A 21,029-nucleotide genomic window follows, 5' to 3' on the forward strand; every position below is an offset into this window, starting at 1 on the left:
GAAGGTTGGGGTTTGGACTCGCTGGGTATCGGCGGCTCGGAAACGAAGAGGACGAGTGCGGCAGCGGTGCCGCCCGGTGCGTTTCCCCTCTCGCCGGCACAGCTGGGCATGTGGTTCGCCCAGCACGTCGACCCGACGGTGCCAGCCAACATCGCCCAATACGTCGAACTCGATGGCGATCTCGATCTCGAGGTCCTTCGTGAATCCAGTGCCCACGCGGCTCTGGAAACAGGGTCCGGGTTTCTGCGGTTCATCGAGGTGGACGCGCATCCTTATCAGCTCGTCGATCCCACACTCGAGGCTCCCCTCGGATACGTGGATCTACGCGCTGAGGACGACCCCCGCCAGGCCGCATTGGAGTGGATGCGCGAAGACCGCAGCCGACCCGTGGACGTGCTCCGCGACCGGCTCATTGCCGCGACGGTGCTCCGCATCGGTGAGGCCCGTTACTTCTGGTACAACCGCGTCCACCACCTCGCACTCGACGGGTTCGCTGCCGCGACCTTCATGACCCGGATCGCGGAGCTGTACACCGCGGCGGTCGAGGGGGCCGAGGCCAGCCCGAACCGCGCGTCGGACCTGCGCAAGGTCTACGACGTCGAGATGGACTACCGCGACTCGAAACGGTTCGTCGGCGATCGCGAGTACTGGGCGGGACAGATCGAGGGCATCGAGGAACCGTCGAGCCTGGCCGACCGCGCGGCAGCGCCTGCGCCCGTCAGCCGCATCGACAGCGCCGCCCTGACCGACGACACCGAACACCACGTCGACGTGCTCGCCGAGCGTGAGGGGGCAAGCCTCGCGACGGCCGTCGTTGCTGCCTTCGCCGCGTACGTCGCGCAGATGACCGGACGCACCGACGTCGTGCTGAGCCTGCCCGTCGCCGCGCGGACGACCGCGGTGCTGCGCCGCTCCGGAAGCATGGTCTCGAACGTCGTGCCGTTGCGTCTGGACGTCGCCGACGACACCACCGTGCACGACCTGATCGCCGCATCCGGTGCGGCCGTGTCCGGGGCCCTGAGACACCAGCGCTACCGGCACGAGGACATCGTCCGCGACCGCGACACGTCGGCCGGGGCACAGTCCACGTTCTTCGGGCCGTGGGTCAACATCATGCTGTTCGAGAACGAAATTCGTCTCGGCGACATGGTCGGACGCATCAATATCCTGTCGACCGGTCTCATCGAGGACCTCGGTGTCAACGTCTACCGGAGCGGTGGCACCCGCGTCCACATCGACTTCGAGTCCAATCCCAACCTCTATGCCGCCGAACAGGCACGTGCGAACCACGCGCGGTTCGTCGAGTTCTTCGACCGTTTCGTCGCGTCCGACGCCGACCGGCTCGTCTGGGACATCCCGCTCGCCGGAAACGTCGAACTCGACCGTGTCGTTGTCGACTGGAACCGCACCGATCACCCCGTCGAGGGGCGCACGCTGCTCGCCGACTTCCGGGCCCAGGTCGCCGCGACACCCGATGCGACGGCGCTCCTCCACGAGGGTGAATCGCTGACCTACGGCGAGTTCGCATCGCGGGTCAACTCCCTCGCCCGAGAGCTCGTCGATCGCGGTGTCGGCCCCGAATCGCTCGTCGGGTTGTGTGTCCGCCGTTCCTTCGAACTCCTCGTCGGCATGTACGCGATCCTCGAGGCCGGCGGCGCCTGGGTGCCGCTCGACCCGGACCACCCGGCCGACCGCACCGAATACATCCTCGACACCGCGAAACCGGTCGCGGTGCTCACCACTTCGCGTGACCGCGCCGCGCTCCCCGATGCAGCGCGGATCGTCGAGATCGACACGTTCGACCACTCCTCGCGCGACGGTGGCCCGCTCACCGACTCGGAGCGTCACGGGCCTGTGCGGGCCGACACCACCGCGTACGTGATATTCACGTCCGGGTCCACTGGCCGCCCCAAGGGCGTCGCGGTCGGTCACGCTGCGATCGACAACCAAATCCAGTGGATGAACGACCAGTACGACGTGGCATCCACCGATGTGTACCTGCAGAAGACCGCCACCACATTCGACGTGTCGCTGTGGGGTTTCTTCATGCCGTTGCGCGTGGGCGCGACCCTCGTGATCGCAACCCCGGACGGACATCGCGACCCGGTCTATGTCGCGAACAAGATTGCCGAGCATCGGGTGACCCTCACCGACTTCGTGCCGTCGATGCTCACCGTGTTCGTCGCCAACGCGCCCGAGGGCAGTTGCGACAGCCTTCGCGACGTCTTCGTCATCGGCGAAGCGCTGCCCTCCGAGACAGCTGCCGACTTCGCGCAATTGTGCTCCGCGGGTCTGCACAACCTCTACGGCCCCACCGAGGCCGCGGTGTCGATCACCTACCACCGCGCCGGACCGGGCGACGTGCACAGCGTCCCGATCGGCGTCCCGCAGTGGAACAGCCGTGCGTATGTGCTCGACCGCCGCCTCCGTCCCGTCCCGGTGGGGCGTCCCGGAGAGCTCTATCTCGCCGGCGTCCAGCTCGCCCGCGGATACCTCGACCGGCCCGACCTCACCTCCGATCGGTTCCTCGCCGATCCGTTCGGTGCGCCGGGCGACCGGATGTACCGCACCGGCGACCTCGTCCGCTGGGTGTCGCCCGACGGCGACCACGGCATCCTCGATTACATCGGACGCACCGACTTCCAGGTGAAATTCCGCGGTCAGCGCATCGAACTCGGTGAGATCGAAGCGGTCCTGCTCTCTCACGACGCGGTGTCGCAGGCAGTCGTACTCGTGGTGCAGACCTCCACCGGTGACCAGCTGGTCGGCTACGTCGTGCCCACTCCGACCGCGACGATCGACGTCGCTGATCTCGCTGATCACGCCGAGCGTGCGTTGCCGTCGTACATGGTCCCGGCGTCGCTGATGGTGCTCGAGGAACTCCCGCTCAATACCAGCGGCAAGCTCGATCGCAAGGCGCTGCCGCAGCCGGTGTTCAGCAGTACCCGTACCTTCCGCGAACCCCGTACCCCCGCGGAGCGGGCAGTATCCGCCGCGTTCGGTGAGGTCCTCGGGGTCGACAGCGTGGGTCTGGACGACGACTTCTTCGAACTGGGCGGCAACTCTCTCGTCGCCACCCAGGTCGTCTCCCGTATCGGCGCCGCGCTCGACACCCAGATCCCGGTGCGCGCGCTGTTCGAGGCGTCCACTGTGGTGGGTCTCGCCACCCGGGTGGCGAAGCAGATCGGGTCGGGCGCCCGGAGCGCGTTGGTGGCGCGGCCACGGCCCGAGATCCTGCCCTTGTCGACCGCGCAACAGCGCATCTGGTTCATCAACCGGTTCGACACCACGACCGCGGCCTACAACCTGCCGTTCACGGTTCGCCTCACCGGCGACGTCGACCCGCGGGCGCTGTCCGACGGATTCGCCGACGTGGTGCACCGGCACGAGACGCTGCGGACCGTCTACCCCGAGGTCGACGGTGAACCCCGCCAGGTGATCCTGCCGACCGAGCAGGTCACCTCGGTCCTCGAGCCGGTGCACGTCGACGAAGCGGGACTGCAGGCCGCCGTTGTCGAGATGGCCGGTCGCGGATTCGACGTCACGACGGACGTTCCGTTCCGAGTGGGCCTCTACCGGCTGGCTCCCGACACCTATGTGCTCGCAATGGTGTTGCACCACATCGCATCCGACGGTTCGTCGTTCGGTCCATTCGCCCGCGACGTCGTCACCGCCTACTCGGCGCGCGCCGAAGGCCACGAGCCGCAATGGGCGCCGCTGTCGATCCAGTACGCCGACTACGCGGTGTGGCAACGTGAAGCCCTCGGCCTCGAATCCGATCCGGAATCCGCCGCTGCGCAGCAGATCGCCTACTGGACAGAGGAGCTCGACGGGCTTCCCGACCAGCTCGACCTGCCGTCCGATCGGCCGCGCCCCGCGGTCGCCAGCTACGGCGGCTCCAAGCACCGGTTCGACATCGACGCCGAAACCCACAGGCGCCTGGTCGATCTCGCGCGTACGCATCACGCATCGCTGTTCATGGTCGTGCACGCTGCCTACGCGGTGCTGCTGTCTCGACTGAGTGGGTCCAGCGACATCGCGATCGGTACCGCTGTAGCGGGTCGCGGAGAGAAGGAACTCGACGACCTGATCGGCATGTTCGTCAACACCCTCGTGTTGCGCAGCCGGATCGACCCGGGCTCCTCGTTCACGGAATTCCTCGGCGATGTCCGCGGAACGGACCTGACCGCGTTCTCGAACGCCGACGTGCCGTTCGAGAGGCTCGTCGAGGTGCTCAACCCCACCCGCTCCACGGCGCGGCACCCCCTGTTCCAGGCGGCGCTGTCGCTCGAACCGGCGCACGCGCGCGACGTGTCGTTCGCGGGTGTCCATGCGGTGGGCACAGAGCTCGACATGCCGATCTCGAAGTTCGACATCCAGCTCTGGGTCACCGAGCGGCTCGACCGCGACGGACACCCCGCAGGGCTCGGCGCGATCTTCGAGTTTGCCACCGACCTGTTCGACGAGGCCACCGTGGCCTCGTTCGGCGAACGATTCGTGCGCATTCTCGATGGGGTCGTCACCGACCCCACCACCCCCGTCGGCGACCTCGAGATCCTGTCTCCCGGTGAGGTCGATCGCCTCGTCGCGGCTCATGATTCCGGAGTCACCGATCACCCGACTCTTGTCGCCCTCCTCGTCGAGGGTGGCCGCCGCCACCCCGACCGCATCGCAGTGCGCGACGGCGACACGACGATCACCTACCGCGAGCTCGACGAGATGTCGAACCGCATCGCCCGCTACCTCACGGGTCTCGGTGCAGGTCCCGAAGAGATTGTGGCGCTGGCATTCCCGCGCTCCTGGGAAATGGTCCTCGGCGTCTGGTCGGTGGCCAAGACCGGTGCGGCGTACCTGCCGGTCGACCCCGAGCACCCGGCCGAACGCATCGCCCACATGCTCGACGATTCAGGTGCGCTGACGGGCCTGACCACGGCAGGCCGATCCGGTGCCCTCCCCGCCGTCGTCGAATGGATCGACCTCGGCGGTGACGAGTTCGTCGCGGAATGTGCGAGGCTCTCCAGCGACCCGATCGGCGACGCCGACCGGATTCGTCCGCTCCGGCCGGACCACACCGCCTACGTCATCTACACCTCGGGTTCGACCGGTCGGCCGAAGGGTGTCGCGGTCACCCATATGGGCCTGGCCGGACTAGTCCGTGAGTCCGTCGAGCTCTACGCGGTCACCGAAGAGTCACGGATCCTGCACGTCTGTTCGCCGAGTTTCGACCCGTCGGTGCTCGACTGGACGCTCGCAGGGTCGACGGGTGCCGAACTCGTCATCACCCCTCCCTCGATCTACGGCGGTGCCGAGCTACGCGCACTCATCGCGGCCACGAAGGTCACCCACGCCGTCATCACCCCGGCGGTGCTCGGATCGGTCGATCCCACCGGTCTGGATTCACTCCGGACACTCAACGTCGGCGGCGACGCTTCCACCGCCGATCTCGTCGCCCGCTGGGCACCGGGCCGCCGTTTCTTCAACGCATACGGACCGACCGAGACGACGATCGTGTCGACTCGCGCCGAGCTGTCGGTCGACGGCCGGATCACCGTGGGCACTCCTGTCGCCGGAGTCGTCGCCCTCGTGCTCGATCGACGCCTGCGACCGGTACCGGCCGGGGTGTCCGGCGAGCTGTATCTCGCCGGCGACGCCCTCGCTCGCGGTTACCACCGTCGCGGGTCACTCACTGCCGATCGGTTCGTCGCGAACCCGTTCGGCGGTCCCGGCGACCGCATGTACCGTACCGGCGACATCGTGCGTTGGAACGACGCCGATCAGCTGGTCTTCACCGGCCGATCCGATTTCCAGGTCAAGGTTCGTGGCTACCGCATCGAGCTCGGTGAGATCGACGCCGCGTTGCTGACCCATGACCTCGTGGACTTCGCAGCCACCACCGGCCACGAAATGCCGTCGGGGCAAACGGCTCTCGTGTCCTACGTACACCTCACTCCAGGTGTCCACGCCGCCGACATCGACACCGCCGATCTTGCGCGTCACGTGGGTCTGACACTGCCCTCGTACATGGTTCCATCCCAGATCATCGTTCTCGACGAGGTACCCCTCACCCCGATCGGGAAGCTCGACCGCCGCGCACTGCCGGAACCGGAACTCGTCATCACCTACCGCGAGTTCCGCGCGCCGACCACGCCGATCGAAGAGACCGTCGCAACGGTGTTCGCCGACGTTCTCGGCCTGCAGGTCGTCGGCCTCGACGACGACTTCTTCGAGCTCGGCGGAAACTCCCTGCTCGCGACACAGGTCGTCTCCCGGCTCGGTGTCGCGCTCGACGCACAGGTCCCGGTGAGGGCGTTGTTCGAGTCCACCACCGTAGCCGCGCTCGCCGTGCGGGTGGAGCAGGAAGCCGGCCGCGGTGCGCGAATCGCGCTGTCGAAGATGACTCGGCCCGATCGGGTTCCGCTCTCGCTCGCGCAGCAGCGAATGTGGTTCCTCAATCGCTTCGACACCCAGTCGGCGACCTACAACCTGCCGATGGCACTGCGACTGCGCGGCGACCTCGACGTCGCTGCCCTGCAGGTGTCGATCATGGACGTCATCGATCGTCACGAATCGCTGCGCACCGTCTTCCCTGACTCGCCCGAGGGGCCGCACCAGGTCATTCGCGCCGCGGCCGAGGTCGTCCCCGACCTGACCCCGACCGTGATCGCAGCAGACGAGCTGCCCGAAGCCGTCCGTCGGCTCGCCTCCACGGGTCTCGATGTGACCTCCGAGGTCCCGATCCGCGCCGAGCTGTTCGAACTCGGCGACTCGGAACATGTGCTCGTCGTGGTGGTGCACCACATCTCTGCAGACGGCTGGTCGATCGGCCCGATGGCGCGCGACATCATGGTTGCGTACACCGCGCGTACCGACTGGGAAGAGCCGTCGTGGGCGCCGTTGCCTGTCCAGTACACCGACTACACGCTGTGGCAGCGACAGATCTTGGGCTCCGAGGACGACGAGCAGTCGCTGATCTCGCGCCAGCTCGACTACTGGCGCCGCAGCCTGGCGGGGATCCCCGACCAGCTCGACCTTCCAGCGGACCGCCCACGGCCGAGTCAGCAGTCGTATGCCGGTGCGACCGCCGAGTTCCGGATCGATCCCGAATTGCACCGGGGTCTGGTCGATCTCGCGCGCACACGTAACGCGTCGTTGTTCATGGTGGTGCACGCTGCGCTGTCGGTGATGCTGTCGCGCCTGTCCGGACAGGACGACATTGCGATCGGTACTCCCGTTGCCGGCCGCGGTGAGCAGGCGCTCGACGATCTGATCGGTATGTTCGTCAACACGCTCGTATTGCGCACCGAGGTGGACGCAGCCGACGAGTTCACCCGCCATCTCGCCCGGGCACGCGACGCTGCACTCGGTGCGTTCGGGCACGCGGATGTGCCGTTCGAGCGTCTCGTGGAGGTGCTGAATCCGGAGCGTTCGACGGCGCGGCATCCGTTGTTCCAGGTGATGCTGTCGTTCGAGAATCTCCGTGCGTCGCGCATCGATCTACGCGGACTGACCCTCGATGTCGTCGACATCGACTCGGCCGTGGCCAAATTCGACCTGCAGCTGACCCTGACCGAGGCATTCGACGGCGACGGTGCTCCCAACGGACTCGGCGCTGCCTTCACCTACGCGACCGACCTGTTCGACGCGGCAACCGCGCACGGTTTCGCCGACCGCTTCGTGCGGGTCCTCGAGACGGTCGTGGCGGACCCCGCAGTGCGAGTCGGTGACATCGACCTGCTCGATGGTGATGAGCGGTCTCTGGTGTTGGAGCGGTGGAACGATACTGCGCACGAGGTCGAGTCGTCGTCGACGTTGGTCGATTTGTTCGAGGCGCAGGTGCGTCGGACTCCGGGTGCGGTGGCGCTGGAGTTCGAGGGTCGGTCTTTGACGTTTGCGGAGTTCGATTCTCGTGTGAATCGAGTTGCGCGGCATTTGGTTTCGGTGGGTGTGGGGCCGGAGTCGACGGTGGGTCTGGCGATGCGTCGGTCGTTGGATTTGTTGGTCGGTATGTATGCGATCGTCAAGGCCGGTGGTGCGTATGTGCCGGTGGATCCGGATCAGCCCGCGGATCGTAATGCCTACATTCTGGCTACTGCCGCTCCGGTTGTGGTGTTGACGACGGCGCGTGACGGGTTTGTTGCCGGTGGTGTGCCTTCGGTCGAGCTCGATGTGCTCGATGTGTCGGGGTTCTCGGATGCGTCGCTGACGGATGCGGATCGTGTGGCGCCGTTGCGGTCGTCGAATGCGGCGTATGTGTTGTTCACGTCGGGGTCGACGGGTCGGCCGAAGGGGGTTGCGGTCTCGCACGCGTCGATCGTGAACCGCCTCGTGTGGATGCAGGACCAGTACCGACTCGACGCCGCTGACGTCGTCCTGCAGAAGACGCCGTTCACGTTCGACGTGTCGGTGTGGGAGTTCTTCTGGCCGCTGCAGGTGGGTGCACGCCTCGTGATCGCGACCCCCGACGGTCACCGCGACCCGGACTACCTGGTGCGGACGATGATCGAGAACTCGGTGTCGGTGGCTCATTTCGTGCCGTCGATGCTCGCGGTGTTCGTGGCAGTGTCCGGCGTCGAGAACGTGTCGACACTGCGGGCAGTGTTCGCCTCCGGCGAGGCGCTGTCGGCGACGGTCGCGGATCGCTTGCGCACGGCACTGCCGCAAGTGCGCCTGCACAACCTGTACGGACCCACCGAGGCCGCGGTCGATGTCACCTACCACGAGGTCACCCGGGCCGACTCGGTGTCGGTCCCGATCGGTGTACCGGTGTGGAACACCGGTGTCTACGTCCTCGACGGCCGGCTCCGGCCGGTTCCCGTCGGGGTCGCGGGCGAGCTGTATCTGGCGGGCGTGCAGTTGGCGCGGGGATACGTGACGCGCCCGGACCTGACCGCCGAGCGGTTCATCGCCTCGCCGTACGCAGCGGGCGAGCGACTCTACCGAACCGGCGACCTCGTCAAATGGGGTCGGCGTTCCGGCGAACTCGAGTACATCGGTCGCACCGACTTCCAGGTCAAGCTGCGAGGCCTGCGGATCGAGCTGGGCGAGATCGAAGCCGCTCTCCTCGATGCGGGAGAGGTGTCCCATGCCGTTGTCATGGTGCGATCGGATCCGCGTTCGGGTGAGCAGCTCGTCGCGTATCTCGTCGGACAGCCGCAGGTCGCGCTCGATACTGCAGCGATCTCGCGGGTCCTCTCGACCCGACTCCCCGCCTACATGGTGCCCACCGCGTACGTCGTGCTCGAGCGGCTGCCGCTGAGCCCGGCGGGCAAGCTCGACCGCAAAGCCCTGCCGGAGCCCGTGTTCGAAGTCAAGGAGTTCCGGGCACCGACCACACCCGTCGAACAGATCGTGGCCTCGGTCATCTCCGACGTCCTCGGTCTCGACCGGATCGGGCTCGACGACGACTTCTTCGCACTCGGCGGGAACTCGCTGATCGCGACGCAGGTGGTGTCGCGGATCAGTGAGGAGTTGGGTCATCGCCTGCCGCTGCGCATGATCTTCGAGGCGTCGACCGTCGAGTCGCTCGCCGTTGCGGCCGAGTCCAGTTCGGTCGAGACGGACCGGATCCCGCTGGTTGCACAGAACCGCCCGGCTCGGGTGCCCCTGTCGCTGGCGCAGCAACGGATGTGGTTCCTCAACCGCTTCGATCCCGACTCTTCGGTGAACAACATCCCGGTTGCGGTGCGGTTGTCGGGCAAGCTCGATGTCGCGGCACTCGAAGAGGCACTGCGGGACGTCGTCGCACGGCACGAATCGCTGCGCACCATCTACCCGGACGTCGACGGCTACGGGTACCAGAAGATCCTCGCCCCGGCCGACGTCGCGATCGCGCTGGAGAGCATTCCCACGACCGAGGCGGACGTCCCCGACGCGCTGCGTGAGCTCGCCGGCACGGCGTTCGACGTGGCGCGTGAGGTTCCGCTTGCCGTCTGCCTGCTCGAGCTCGCACCCGACGAGCACCTGCTGGTGGCAGTTCTGCATCACATCGCTGCGGACGGGTTCTCGATGGTTCCGCTCACCCGCGACATCATGATCGCCTACGCTGCACGCTCGACCGGTGACGATCCGGCGTGGGAACCGCTCGAGGTTCAGTACGCCGACTACACGCTGTGGCAGCGCGACGTCCTCGGGTCCGAGGACGATCCCGATTCGCTGGTCTCCCAGCAGGTCCGGTACTGGATCGACGCGCTGGACGGAGTGCCCGCAAGCCTCGAACTGCCCACCGACCGTCCCCGCCCCGCGGTGGCCACCAATGCCGGAGCGGTGCATCGATTCGAGATCGGCGCCGACCTGCGCACCGCGATCGATCGGCTGGCGCACGAACAGCGCACCACAGAATTCATGGTGGTCCACGCCGCTCTCGCTGTGCTTCTCGCACGGCTCGGGGCGTCCGACGACATCGCGATCGGCACCCCGGTCGCCGGTCGCGGTGAGCGTACCCTCGACGGCCTCATCGGTATGTTCGTCAACACCCTCGTGCTGCGCACGCATGTCGATTCCGCGAAAACGTTCGGCGAATTGCTCGCCCACGTGCGTGAATCCGACCTCCGTGCCTTCGCCCACGCCGAGATCCCGTTCGAGCGGCTCGTCGATGTGCTCGCGCCTGTCCGTAGCCAGGCCCACAACCCGTTGTTCCAGGTGATGCTCGCATTCCAGAACGTCGGCCAGGTGTCACTCGAACTGCCGGGCATGACCGTGTCCAACATCCCACTCGACAGTGGTATGTCGAAGTTCGATCTCGTGGTGACAGTTCTCGACGTTCCGCTCGACGACACTGCGGACGGCGGCTACTCCGTCGAATTCTCCTACGCCACAGACTTGTTCGATGAGTCGACCATCGCGGGGATGGGTGAGAGGTTCGTTTCGTTGCTCGAGGCGGTCACGAACACCCCGGCATTGCCGGTCGGCGACCTTCCGCTGCTCACGGGCAGCGAACTCGCCGCGGTCGAGGCGGCATCTCACGGACCCGAGCACAGGATCGACCCCGCGGTCACGCTGCCCGACCTGCTCGACCGGCAGGTGGAACGCACCCCGGATGCTCGCGCACTGATCCCGGGCACCGAAGCGCTCGGTGCGCCACGGACCTATCGGGAGTTCGGACGCGACGTCAACCGGCTCGCCCGTTACCTGGTCGACCACGGTGTCGGACCCGACACCCGCGTGGGTGTCGCACTGAGTCGTTCCGTCGACATGGTCGTCGTGATTCATGCGGTGATCGCCGCCGGCGGCGCGTACGTGCCGGTAGATCCCGACCAGCCCTCCGAACGCATCGAGTTCGTCCTCGACTCCGCGGCGCCGTCGCTGCTCCTCACCGCCGGGTCTGTCGCATCTGCGTTCGCCGGTACCTCGGTCACCACACTCGATCTCGACGCACTCGATCTCTCGGGATTCGACGACAGTCCCCTCACCGATGCCGATCGCACCGCACCGTTGCGCGCGGAGAACCTCGCGTACGTGCTGTACACGTCCGGTTCCACCGGCCGACCCAAGGGCGTCGGCGTCACCCACGGCTCCGTCGTCAACCAGATGTTGTGGATGCAGGATCGTTTCGCGCTCACGGAATCCGACGCGGTCCTGCTCAAGACCCCCGCGACGTTCGACGCATCGGTGTGGGAGATCTTCCTGCCGTTGCAGACCGGTGGGTCCATCGTGGTGGGGTCCCCGGATCTCCACCGCGATCCCGCTCGCCTGGCAGCGGAGATCGGGAACACCGCCACTACCGTGGTGCAGTTCGTCCCCACCGTCTTCGACGCGGTCCTCGAGCACCTCGGGGAGGCCGCCGCGACATCGCTCACTCACGTGTTCTGTGGTGGCGAGGCACTCGCGGCCGGCAGCGCCGCCCGGTTCGCCACACTCGGTGATGCGCCTGTGCACAACGTCTACGGGCCGACCGAAGCGACGGTGCAGACCGTGCACCGGACCGCGGAGGCGGACGACGATCGGGTCGTGCCGATCGGCCGACCCGTATGGAACACCGATGTGCTCGTGCTCGACTCGCGGCTGCGCCCCGTCCCCGTCGGCGTGTCGGGAGAGCTGTACCTCACCGGTGCCCAGCTCGCCCGCGGCTACCAGGGCCGAGCGGATCTGACCGCGGAGCGTTTCGTGGCGGATCCACGCTCGACGATCGGTGCGCGCATGTACCGGACCGGCGATCTCGTCAAATGGACCCCGGCGACGTCCGGCCGGTACGGCTCGACGTCCGTCGAGACGCTCGAGCTCGAATACCTCGGTCGCACGGACCATCAGGTCAAGCTGCGTGGCCTCCGGATCGAGCTCGGCGAAGTAGAGTCGGCTCTCGTCGAGGTGAGCGGGGTGGGGCACGCTGTAACGATCGTCCGCGACGATCCGGGCGCCGGCACTCAGCTCGTGGCGTACGTGGTGCCGACACCCGGGACCACACTCGACCCACTCGACGTGAAGACCGCACTGGCGCAGGTGTTGCCGTCGTACATGGTCCCGTCGGCAATCGTTGCCCTCGATGCATTCCCGCTCAATGCCAGTGGCAAGGTCGATCGAAATGCGTTGCCGGCTCCGACCTTCGAGGTCCGCGAGTTCATGCCACCGCGCACTCCGGTGGAAGAAATCGTCGCGGGAGTATTCGCGCAGGTGCTCGGGATTCGTCGAGTGGGCAGGGGCGACGACTTCTTCGCACTCGGCGGCAATTCACTCGTTGCGACGCAGGTCGTCTCGCGTCTCGGTGAGGCTCTCGGTGCCAGGATTCCCGTGCGCGCCCTCTTCGACGCCCCCACTGTCGAAGCGCTTGCGGTACGCGTGGAGCAGGCCACCGGAACGGGAACCCGGCCGCAACTCGCGCGCCGCGCCCGCCCGGAGCGGATTCCGCTGTCACCTGCCCAACAGCGCATGTGGTTCCTCAACCGCTTCGACGCCGCGTCTGCGGTGAACAACATACCGGTCGGTGTCCGATTGACCGGGACCCTCGATGTGGCGGCGCTCGCTGCTGCGCTCGGCGATGTCGTCGAACGTCACGAATCGCTCCGCACGATCTACCCGGACATCGACGGTGTGGGACACCAGTCCGTACTCGCCTCGCACGCGGTCGAGTTGACCACCGAGAGCGTCGACGAGGCGTCGCTGATCGTACGGGCCGAGCAACTCACCGAGATGGGATTCGACGTGACCGTCGAGGTCCCGATGCGGGTCGTGCTCTTCGAGCTCGGCGCACGCGAACACGTCCTGTTCCTCGTGGTGCACCACATCGCATCCGACGGATTCTCGCTGCGTCCGCTCGCGCGCGACATCATGGTCGCCTACGCAGCGCGGACACACGGCGAGCCGCCGGCCTGGTCGCCGCTCGCGGTCCACTACGCCGACTACTCCCTGTGGCAGCGAGAGGTACTCGGGTCCGAGAACGATCCCGAGTCGGTGCTCTCGGAGCAGATCGGATACTGGACCTCGCAGCTCGCCGGGATTCCGGATCAGCTGGATCTCCCGTCCGACAGGCTGCGCCCCGAGACTGCGACCGGCGAAGGCCGGACCAGCAGTTTCCGGATCGATCCCACGCTGCACGCACGCCTCCATACGCTGGCGCGCGACCACAACACGTCGTTGTTCATGGTGGTGCATGCTGCGCTGAGTGTGCTGCTGTCGAGGCTGTCGGACACCGACGACGTCGCGATCGGCACGCCGATCGCCGGTCGTGGCGAGGCAGCGCTCGACGACCTCGTGGGCATGTTCGTCAACACCCTGGTGCTGCGTACCACGTTCGACAACGATGTGCCGTTCGAGCAGTTGCTGGCCCAGGTCCGGGAGACCGACCTCGATGCCTTCGCGCACGCCGATGTTCCGTTCGAGCGGCTCGTCGAGATCATCGATCCCGAACGGTCGCAGGCGCGGCATCCGCTGTTCCAGGTGGCCCTGACGTTCCAGAACACCGGCGCAGTGGACTTCGAACTCGACGGGATCACCGCGAGCGCGCTCGAGTACGAAGCTCCCACGGCGAAGTTCGATCTACAGTTCACCTTCGCCGACAGCGTCGGCGCGGGATCGGTCGGTGCCGGTGACAGCGCCGGCGGTATGGATTTCGCGATCACCTACGCGACCGATCTTTTCGACGACCTGCGTGTCGCGGCGTTCGCGGAGCAGTTGTTACGAATTCTGCGCGCGGTGGTGGAGGATCCGGCGGTCGTGGTCGGCGACATCGGGATCCTCGACGATTTCGAGCGTGAGCTCGTCGTGTCGCGGTGGAATTCGCTGGGCGACGATGTGGCGCCGGCAGATGTGACGCTGGTGGGCATGTTCGAGGCGCAGGTCGCCGCGCGCGACGATGCAGTGGCGGTGAAGTTCGGCGACGATTCGGTGTCCTACCGGGAACTTGCCACACGGGTGCGGCGTCTGGCACGGCACCTGATCGACGTCGGTGTGGGACCGGAGTCGCTTGTGGCGGTGACGCTTCCGCGATCGGTCGATCTGGTGGTGGCGCTGCTCGCGGTGCTCGAGGCGGGTGGCGGATATCTGCCGATCGACCCGAATTCGCCTGCTGAGCGCATCGAGTTCCTGGTGTCGGATGCGCAGCCCGTCGCGGTCGTGACGCACTCCGGCGAGGACGTGTCGTTCCCGAGCGGTGTTCCGGTGGTCGAACTCGACCGGGTCGACCTCTCAGGGGTGGACGACGCGCCGATCGTCGACGCGGAGCGTCGCGGGCCTCTTGCTTCGACGAACCTCGCGTACGTGATCTACACGTCGGGTTCGACGGGTCGGCCGAAGGGCGTGCTGATTCCGCATCGCAACGCGGTGCGGTTGATGGTCAACACCGAATCGGTGTACGGATTCGGTGCGTCGGACGTGTGGACGATGTTCCACAGCTACGCGTTCGACTTCTCGGTGTGGGAACTGTGGGGTCCGCTGCTGTACGGCGGGACCCTGGTCGTCGTCGACTATTTCACGTCCAGGTCGCCGGAAGCGTTCCGGGAGTTGCTGGTTCGCGAGCAGGTGACGGTGTTGAACCAGACGCCGTCGGCGTTCTACCAGCTTGCCGAGGCCGATCGTGTGGCGTCCGGCGGTGGGCAGTTGGCGTTGCGGTATGTGATCTTCGGTGGTGAGGCGCTCGAGCCGCGGCGTCTCTCGGGGTGGTTCGAGCGTCATGGCGACACCTCGCCGCGCTTGGTGAACATGTATGGGATCACCGAGACGACGGTGCACGTGTCGTATCGGGAGATCGGTGCCGAACTCGCCGAGGCCGGGTCGGCGAGTGTGGTGGGTGTGCCGATCGCGGGTCTGCGCGTGTACGTGCTGGACAGGCGACTCAAGCCGGTTCCGGTGGGCGTCGCGGGGGAGATGTACGTCGGTGGTGGTCAGCTCGCGCGCGGATATCTCCGTCGGCCCGAGTTGTCGTCGACGCGGTTCGTGGCCGATCCGTTCTCGGCGGACGGTGCGTTGTTGTACCGCACCGGGGATGTTGCGCGTTGGGTGGTCTCGGGTGATCTCGAGTATCTGGGGCGTGCCGACGATCAGGTCAAGATCCGTGGTTTCCGCATCGAACTCGGTGAGGTCGAGGCGGCGGTGCTGGCGCAGGATCCGGTGGCCCAGGCTGCGGTGATCGTGCGTGAGGATGCGCCGGGTGCTGCGCGGATCGTTGCGTATGTGGTTCCTGTCGAGGGTGTTTCGGTCGATGTGGATGCGCTGCGTGATGGTGTGGGTGCGGTGGTGCCCGAATACATGGTGCCGTCGGCGTTCGTGGTGATCGAGTCGATTCCGCTGACGGTCAACGGCAAACTGGATCGTCGGGCATTGCCGGAACCGGTGTTCGAGACGCGTGAGTTCCGGGCGCCGTCGACTCCGATCGAGGAGATCGTGGCGGGCGTGTTCGCCGATGTGCTCGGTACCGAGCGGGTCGGTGCGGACGACGATTTCTTCGCTCTCGGTGGTAACTCGCTGATCGCGACGCAGGTGGTGTCGCGGCTCGGTGCGGCGTTGGACGCGCAGGTTCCGGTGCGCGCACTGTTCGAGGCGTCGACGGTGTCGGCGTTGGCGGCGCGGGTGGAGCAGGAATCGGGTCGTGGTGGACGGGTTCCGCTCGAGGCGCGGCAACGCCCGGTGCGGGTGCCGTTGTCGTTGGCGCAGCAGCGGATGTGGTTCCTCAACCGGTTCGATCCGAATTCGACGGCCTACAACATTCCGTTCGCGTTGCGGCTGACCGGCGAACTCGACGTTGCAGCACTGCAGTCCGCGGTCGCCGACCTGGTCGCGCGGCATGAGTCGCTGCGCACCGAGTATCCCGAGACCGGCGACGGACCCGCGCAGAAGATTCTCCCGGCCTCGCAGACGACCGTCGATCTCACCCCGGTGGACGTCGCTGCGGGCGACCTCGAGACACGCTTGCGGGAGATCGCCGCGACGACCTTCGACGTGACCACCGAGGTGCCGGTGCTCATGCAGTTGCTGCGTGTCGCCGCCGATCAGTACGTGCTCGCGGTCGTGGTGCACCACATCAGCGCCGACGGCTCGTCGATGGTTCCACTCGTGCGCGACCTCGTCACCGCGTATGCAGCGCACACCTCCGGCACCGATCCGGTGTGGGCGCCGCTGCAGGTGCAGTACGCCGATTACGCTCTGTGGCAGCGTGAGGTACTCGGCTCCGAGGGCGACCCGGAATCGATTGCGGCACAGCAGCTCGGCTACTGGCGAGATGCGCTCGCCGATCTGCCCGATCAGCTGGACTTGCCGCTCGACCGTCCTCGGCCGGCGCAGCAGTCCTTCCGCGGTGACCGCATCGAGTTCGTTGTCGGGGCCGATGTGCACGCCGGGCTCAGAGACCTGGCCCGCAGCCACAATGCGACCGTGTTCATGGCGGTGCACGCGGCGTTCGCGGCGCTGCTCGCACGACTGTCCGGAACCTCGGACATCGCAGTGGGCACCCCCATTGCCGGTCGTAACGAGCAGGCCGTCGAAGACATCATCGGTATGTTCGTCAACACCCTCGTGCTTCGGCTCGAGGTCGACGCAGGAGCCTCGTTCACCGATCTACTCGCGGCGGCCCGCGAGACGGACCTGCAGGCGTTCGCGCACGCCGACGTACCGTTCGAGCGACTCGTCGAGGTACTCAACCCGGCGCGATCGACGGCTCGTCATCCGCTGTTCCAGGTGGGCTTCTCGTTCCAGAACCAGGCCGGAACGGAGCTGCAACTACCCGGACTCGCGGTGGCTCCGCTCGATCTCGAGGGCGGAACTGCCCAGTTCGATCTGCACCTGATCGTCGCCGACCGTTACGACGACGACGGCACACCGGCCGGCATCGACGCGATCCTCACGTACGCCACCGATCTGTTCGACGACGACACCGCCCGGGGTGTGGCTGCCAGGTTCGAACAACTTCTCGGTGCCGTCCTGCAGGCACCCGACGCGCCCGTCGGTGATCATGCGGTGCTGCTCCCCGGGGAGCGCGACGACGTGCTCGCCACATGGAACGACACCGACCATGACGTCGACGGTTCGCGCACCCTCGTCGACCTGTTCGACGAGCAGGTCCGACGTGACAGCGATGCGGCGGCACTCGTGTACGAGGGCGCGCAGTGGACGTACGCCGAATTCGACACGGCCGTCAACCGTCTCGCTCGGCACCTGATCGGCCTCGGCGTCGGGCCGGAGGACCGCGTCGCGCTCGCCGTCCGTCGCTCACCCGAGTTGCTGATCGGCATGTACGCGATCGCCAAGGCCGGTGCCGCCTACGTGCCCGTCGACCCGGATCAGCCGTCCGAGCGCAACGAGTACATCCTCGGCACCGCCGTACCCGCAGCGGTGATCACCACGGCGGCAGACAGGATCGAGCGTTCCGGTGTGCCCGAGGTCGTGCTCGACGATCTCGACCTATCGGACCTGTCCGACGCACCGATCACCGACCGCGACCGCACATCGCCGCTGCACACGCACAACACCGCCTATGTGATCTTCACGTCCGGGTCGACCGGTCGGCCGAAGGGCGTCGCTGTGCCCCATGCTGCGATCGTCAACCAGCTCGAGTGGAAGCGTTCCGCGTTCGATCTCGGGCCGGACGACGCGGTGCTGCTCAAGACCATCGCGACGTTCGATCTGTCGGTGTGGGAGTTCTGGTCAGCACTGACCTCGGGGGCGCGTCTCGTCGTCGCGACCGCCGACGGACACCGCGACCCCGACTACCTGCTGACCTTGCTGCGCGAGCAGCGCGTGACGACCCTGCACACGGTGCCGTCGATGCTGTCGATGCTCATGACCGTCGCGCACGGCGAGGTGTCGCCGTCGTTGCGGCAGGTGCTCGCCATCGGCGAGGCACTTCCGGCGCCGGTCGCCCAGCAGTTCCGCGCGTCGAACGGTGCGGCCCTGTTCAACCTGTACGGGCCGACCGAAGCCGCGGTATCCGTCACCGTCCACGAGGTGGGCGACGACGACACCGTCGCGGTACCGATCGGTGTGCCCGAGTGGAACACCGCCGTGTACGTGCTCGACGGTCGGCTGAGGCCGGTCCCGCCGGGCGTCGCCGGTGAGCTGTACCTCGCGGGCTTCCAGCTCGCCCGCGGCTACCACGCCCGCGCCGACCTCACCGCGGACCGGTTCGTCGCCGACCCGTTCGGTCGAGGCCGCATGTACCGCACCGGCGACATCGTGCGCTGGAACCGCGAAGGCCACCTCGACTACCTCGAGCGCGCCGACTTCCAGGTCAAGGTCCGTGGCTACCGCATCGAGCTCGGCGAGATCGAAGCGGTCCTCCGCGACCTCGACACGGTGCGCGACGTCGCGGTGCTCGTCCGCAGCGACGCCCACATCGGCGATCGTCTCGTCGGGTACGTCGTGCCGTCAGGCGAGGAGGTCGACGTCGATGCGCTCAGGGTGCGTCTCGGGGCGCGCCTGCCGTCGTACATGGTGCCGTCCGCGTTCGTCGTCCTCGACGCGCTGCCGCTCAACACCAACGGCAAGCTCGATCGCGCGGCACTACCCGAACCGGAACTCGAGGCAGGAGCCTTCCGGTCGCCCACCACGCCGGTCGAGGAGATCGTCGCGGCGACCGTGGCGGAACTGCTCGGTATCGAACGAGTCGGTCTGGACGACGACTTCTTCGAACTGGGCGGCAACTCGCTGCTCGCGACGCAGCTGTCCGCCCGGCTCGGTGCAGCCCTCGAGACACGTGTCGCGGTGCGCACCGTGTTCGAGGCCTCGACGATCGTGGCGCTCGCGGCGCACATCCAGCCGTCCGTCGGACACGGCGCACGCGCCGCGCTCGTCGCCGGCCCGAGGCCCGATCGGATCCCGCTGTCGCTCGCACAGCAACGCATGTGGACCCTCAACCAGGTCGATCCGGAGTCGGGCGTCTACAACATCCCGATTGCGGTGCGGCTCGCCGGTGCTCTCGACACGGACGTGCTCCGCGCCGCGGTCACCGACGTCGTCGCCAGGCACGAGGTGTTGCGCACGGTGTACCCCGACACCGAGGACGGCCCGGTCCAGGTCGTGCTGCCCGTCGCGGATGCGACGCCCGAGCTCGAACCGATCGCGGTGCCTGCCGGCGATCTCGTCGGACGGCTCACCGAGGTGCTCGGCACCGGGTTCGACGTCACCGCACAGACCCCGCCCGTGCGGGTCGCGCTGTTCCGGGTCACCGACGCCGGCGAGCACGTGCTCGCCGTCGTTGCCCACCACATCAGCGCCGACGGCTATTCGATGCGCCCGCTGATCCGCGACGTGATGGTCGCGTACCTGGCGCGGGTGGAAGGCACTACGCCCGATTGGGCTCCGCTCGACGTCCAGTACGCCGACTACACGCTGTGGCAGTCGACGGTGCTCGGCGACGACGGGGATCCGGACAGTGAACTGGCGCGCCAGCTCACGTACTGGACCGACGAGCTCGCCGGTGTACCAGAGGTGCTTGCCCTGCCCACCGACCGGCCGCGTCCGGCGCGACAGTCCACCGACGGCGAGTCGATCACGTTCTCGCTGGGTGAGGCGCTCGCCCAGAGGGTCGAGAAGACCGCGCGTGATCAGGGTGCCACCGTGTTCATGGTGATGCACGCGGCGTTCGCGGTGCTGATGTCGCGACTGTCCGGATCCGAGGACATCACGGTCGGTACCCCGACCGCGGGCCGCGGGGAAGAGGCACTCGACGACCTCGTGGGCATGTTCGTCAACACCCTGGTGTTACGCACCCGCGTCGCAGGAGGCTCGACGTTCGCCGATCTGCTCGGGCAGGCGAAGGAGAAAGACCTGGCGGCATTCGGCAACGCCGATGTCCCGTTCGAGCGGCTCGTCGACACGTTGGGGGTGCGCCGCACGAGTGCGCACACTCCGCTGTTCCAGGTGATGCTCACCTTCCAGAACATCGACACCGGTACCCTCGAGCTTCCGGGACTGGCGGTCCAGCCGCTCGAGACGGGTGCCGACCAGGCGAAGTTCGATCTGCAGTGCACCGTCGTCGAACGGTTCACCGACGGTGGCCCGCTGGGCGACATGGATGTGACGTTCACCTACGCGACCGCGCTGTTCGACCGAAGCACGATCGAGGTGTTCATCGAACGGTTCCGCCGTGTCCTCGATGCCGTGACCGACGATCCGCAGGTCGTGCTGCGCTCCATCGACCTGCGCAGCGAGGACGAACGCGCTCGTACGGCCCGTCCGCGTAAGGCCCGGACCGTCGCCGACCTGCCGGAGCTGGCGGCTCGCGCGGCAGCGGCCGAGCCGGATATCGTCGCATTCGGCCATGGTGACCGCGAGGTCACGTTCGGCGAGTTCGCGCAGCGTCTGGAGACGATGGCCGCGACGACAGGTGGTGCACTCACCGCCGAAGCGCTGGTGTCGGTCGTGCTCAACGGGCTCGTCCCGGGCATGTTGCCGCAACTCGGCGCCGACGGCTTCGCTCGACTGATCCGCGACGTGGTCGCAGCCGCGGAAGCCGTCACGGACGGGGATTAGTCCGCTGCGGAGTCGTTCGGGATAATGGAGGATCGACTGTCGTTCGAACACCGGGGGCCGTACCGTCCCCGGTGGTATCGGGCTGCGGCGCGTTCGGTGATACTCCGGGCGTAAGCAATTTCAGGAGGATGACGTAG

The 21,029-nt window shown here is 67.2% G+C and carries 1 protein-coding gene; it reads left to right on the forward strand.

The window, feature by feature from the left end:
* The first annotated feature begins 12 nt into the window (after positions 1–12).
* Positions 13–20,892, forward strand: coding sequence for a non-ribosomal peptide synthase/polyketide synthase (locus ACZ46K_RS13955; protein WP_464748787.1), 20,880 nt, complete (start codon positions 13–15; stop codon positions 20,890–20,892).
* Positions 20,893–21,029: the final 137 nt, after the last annotated feature.

Source organism: Rhodococcus sp. JCM 9793, from assembly GCF_055380405.1.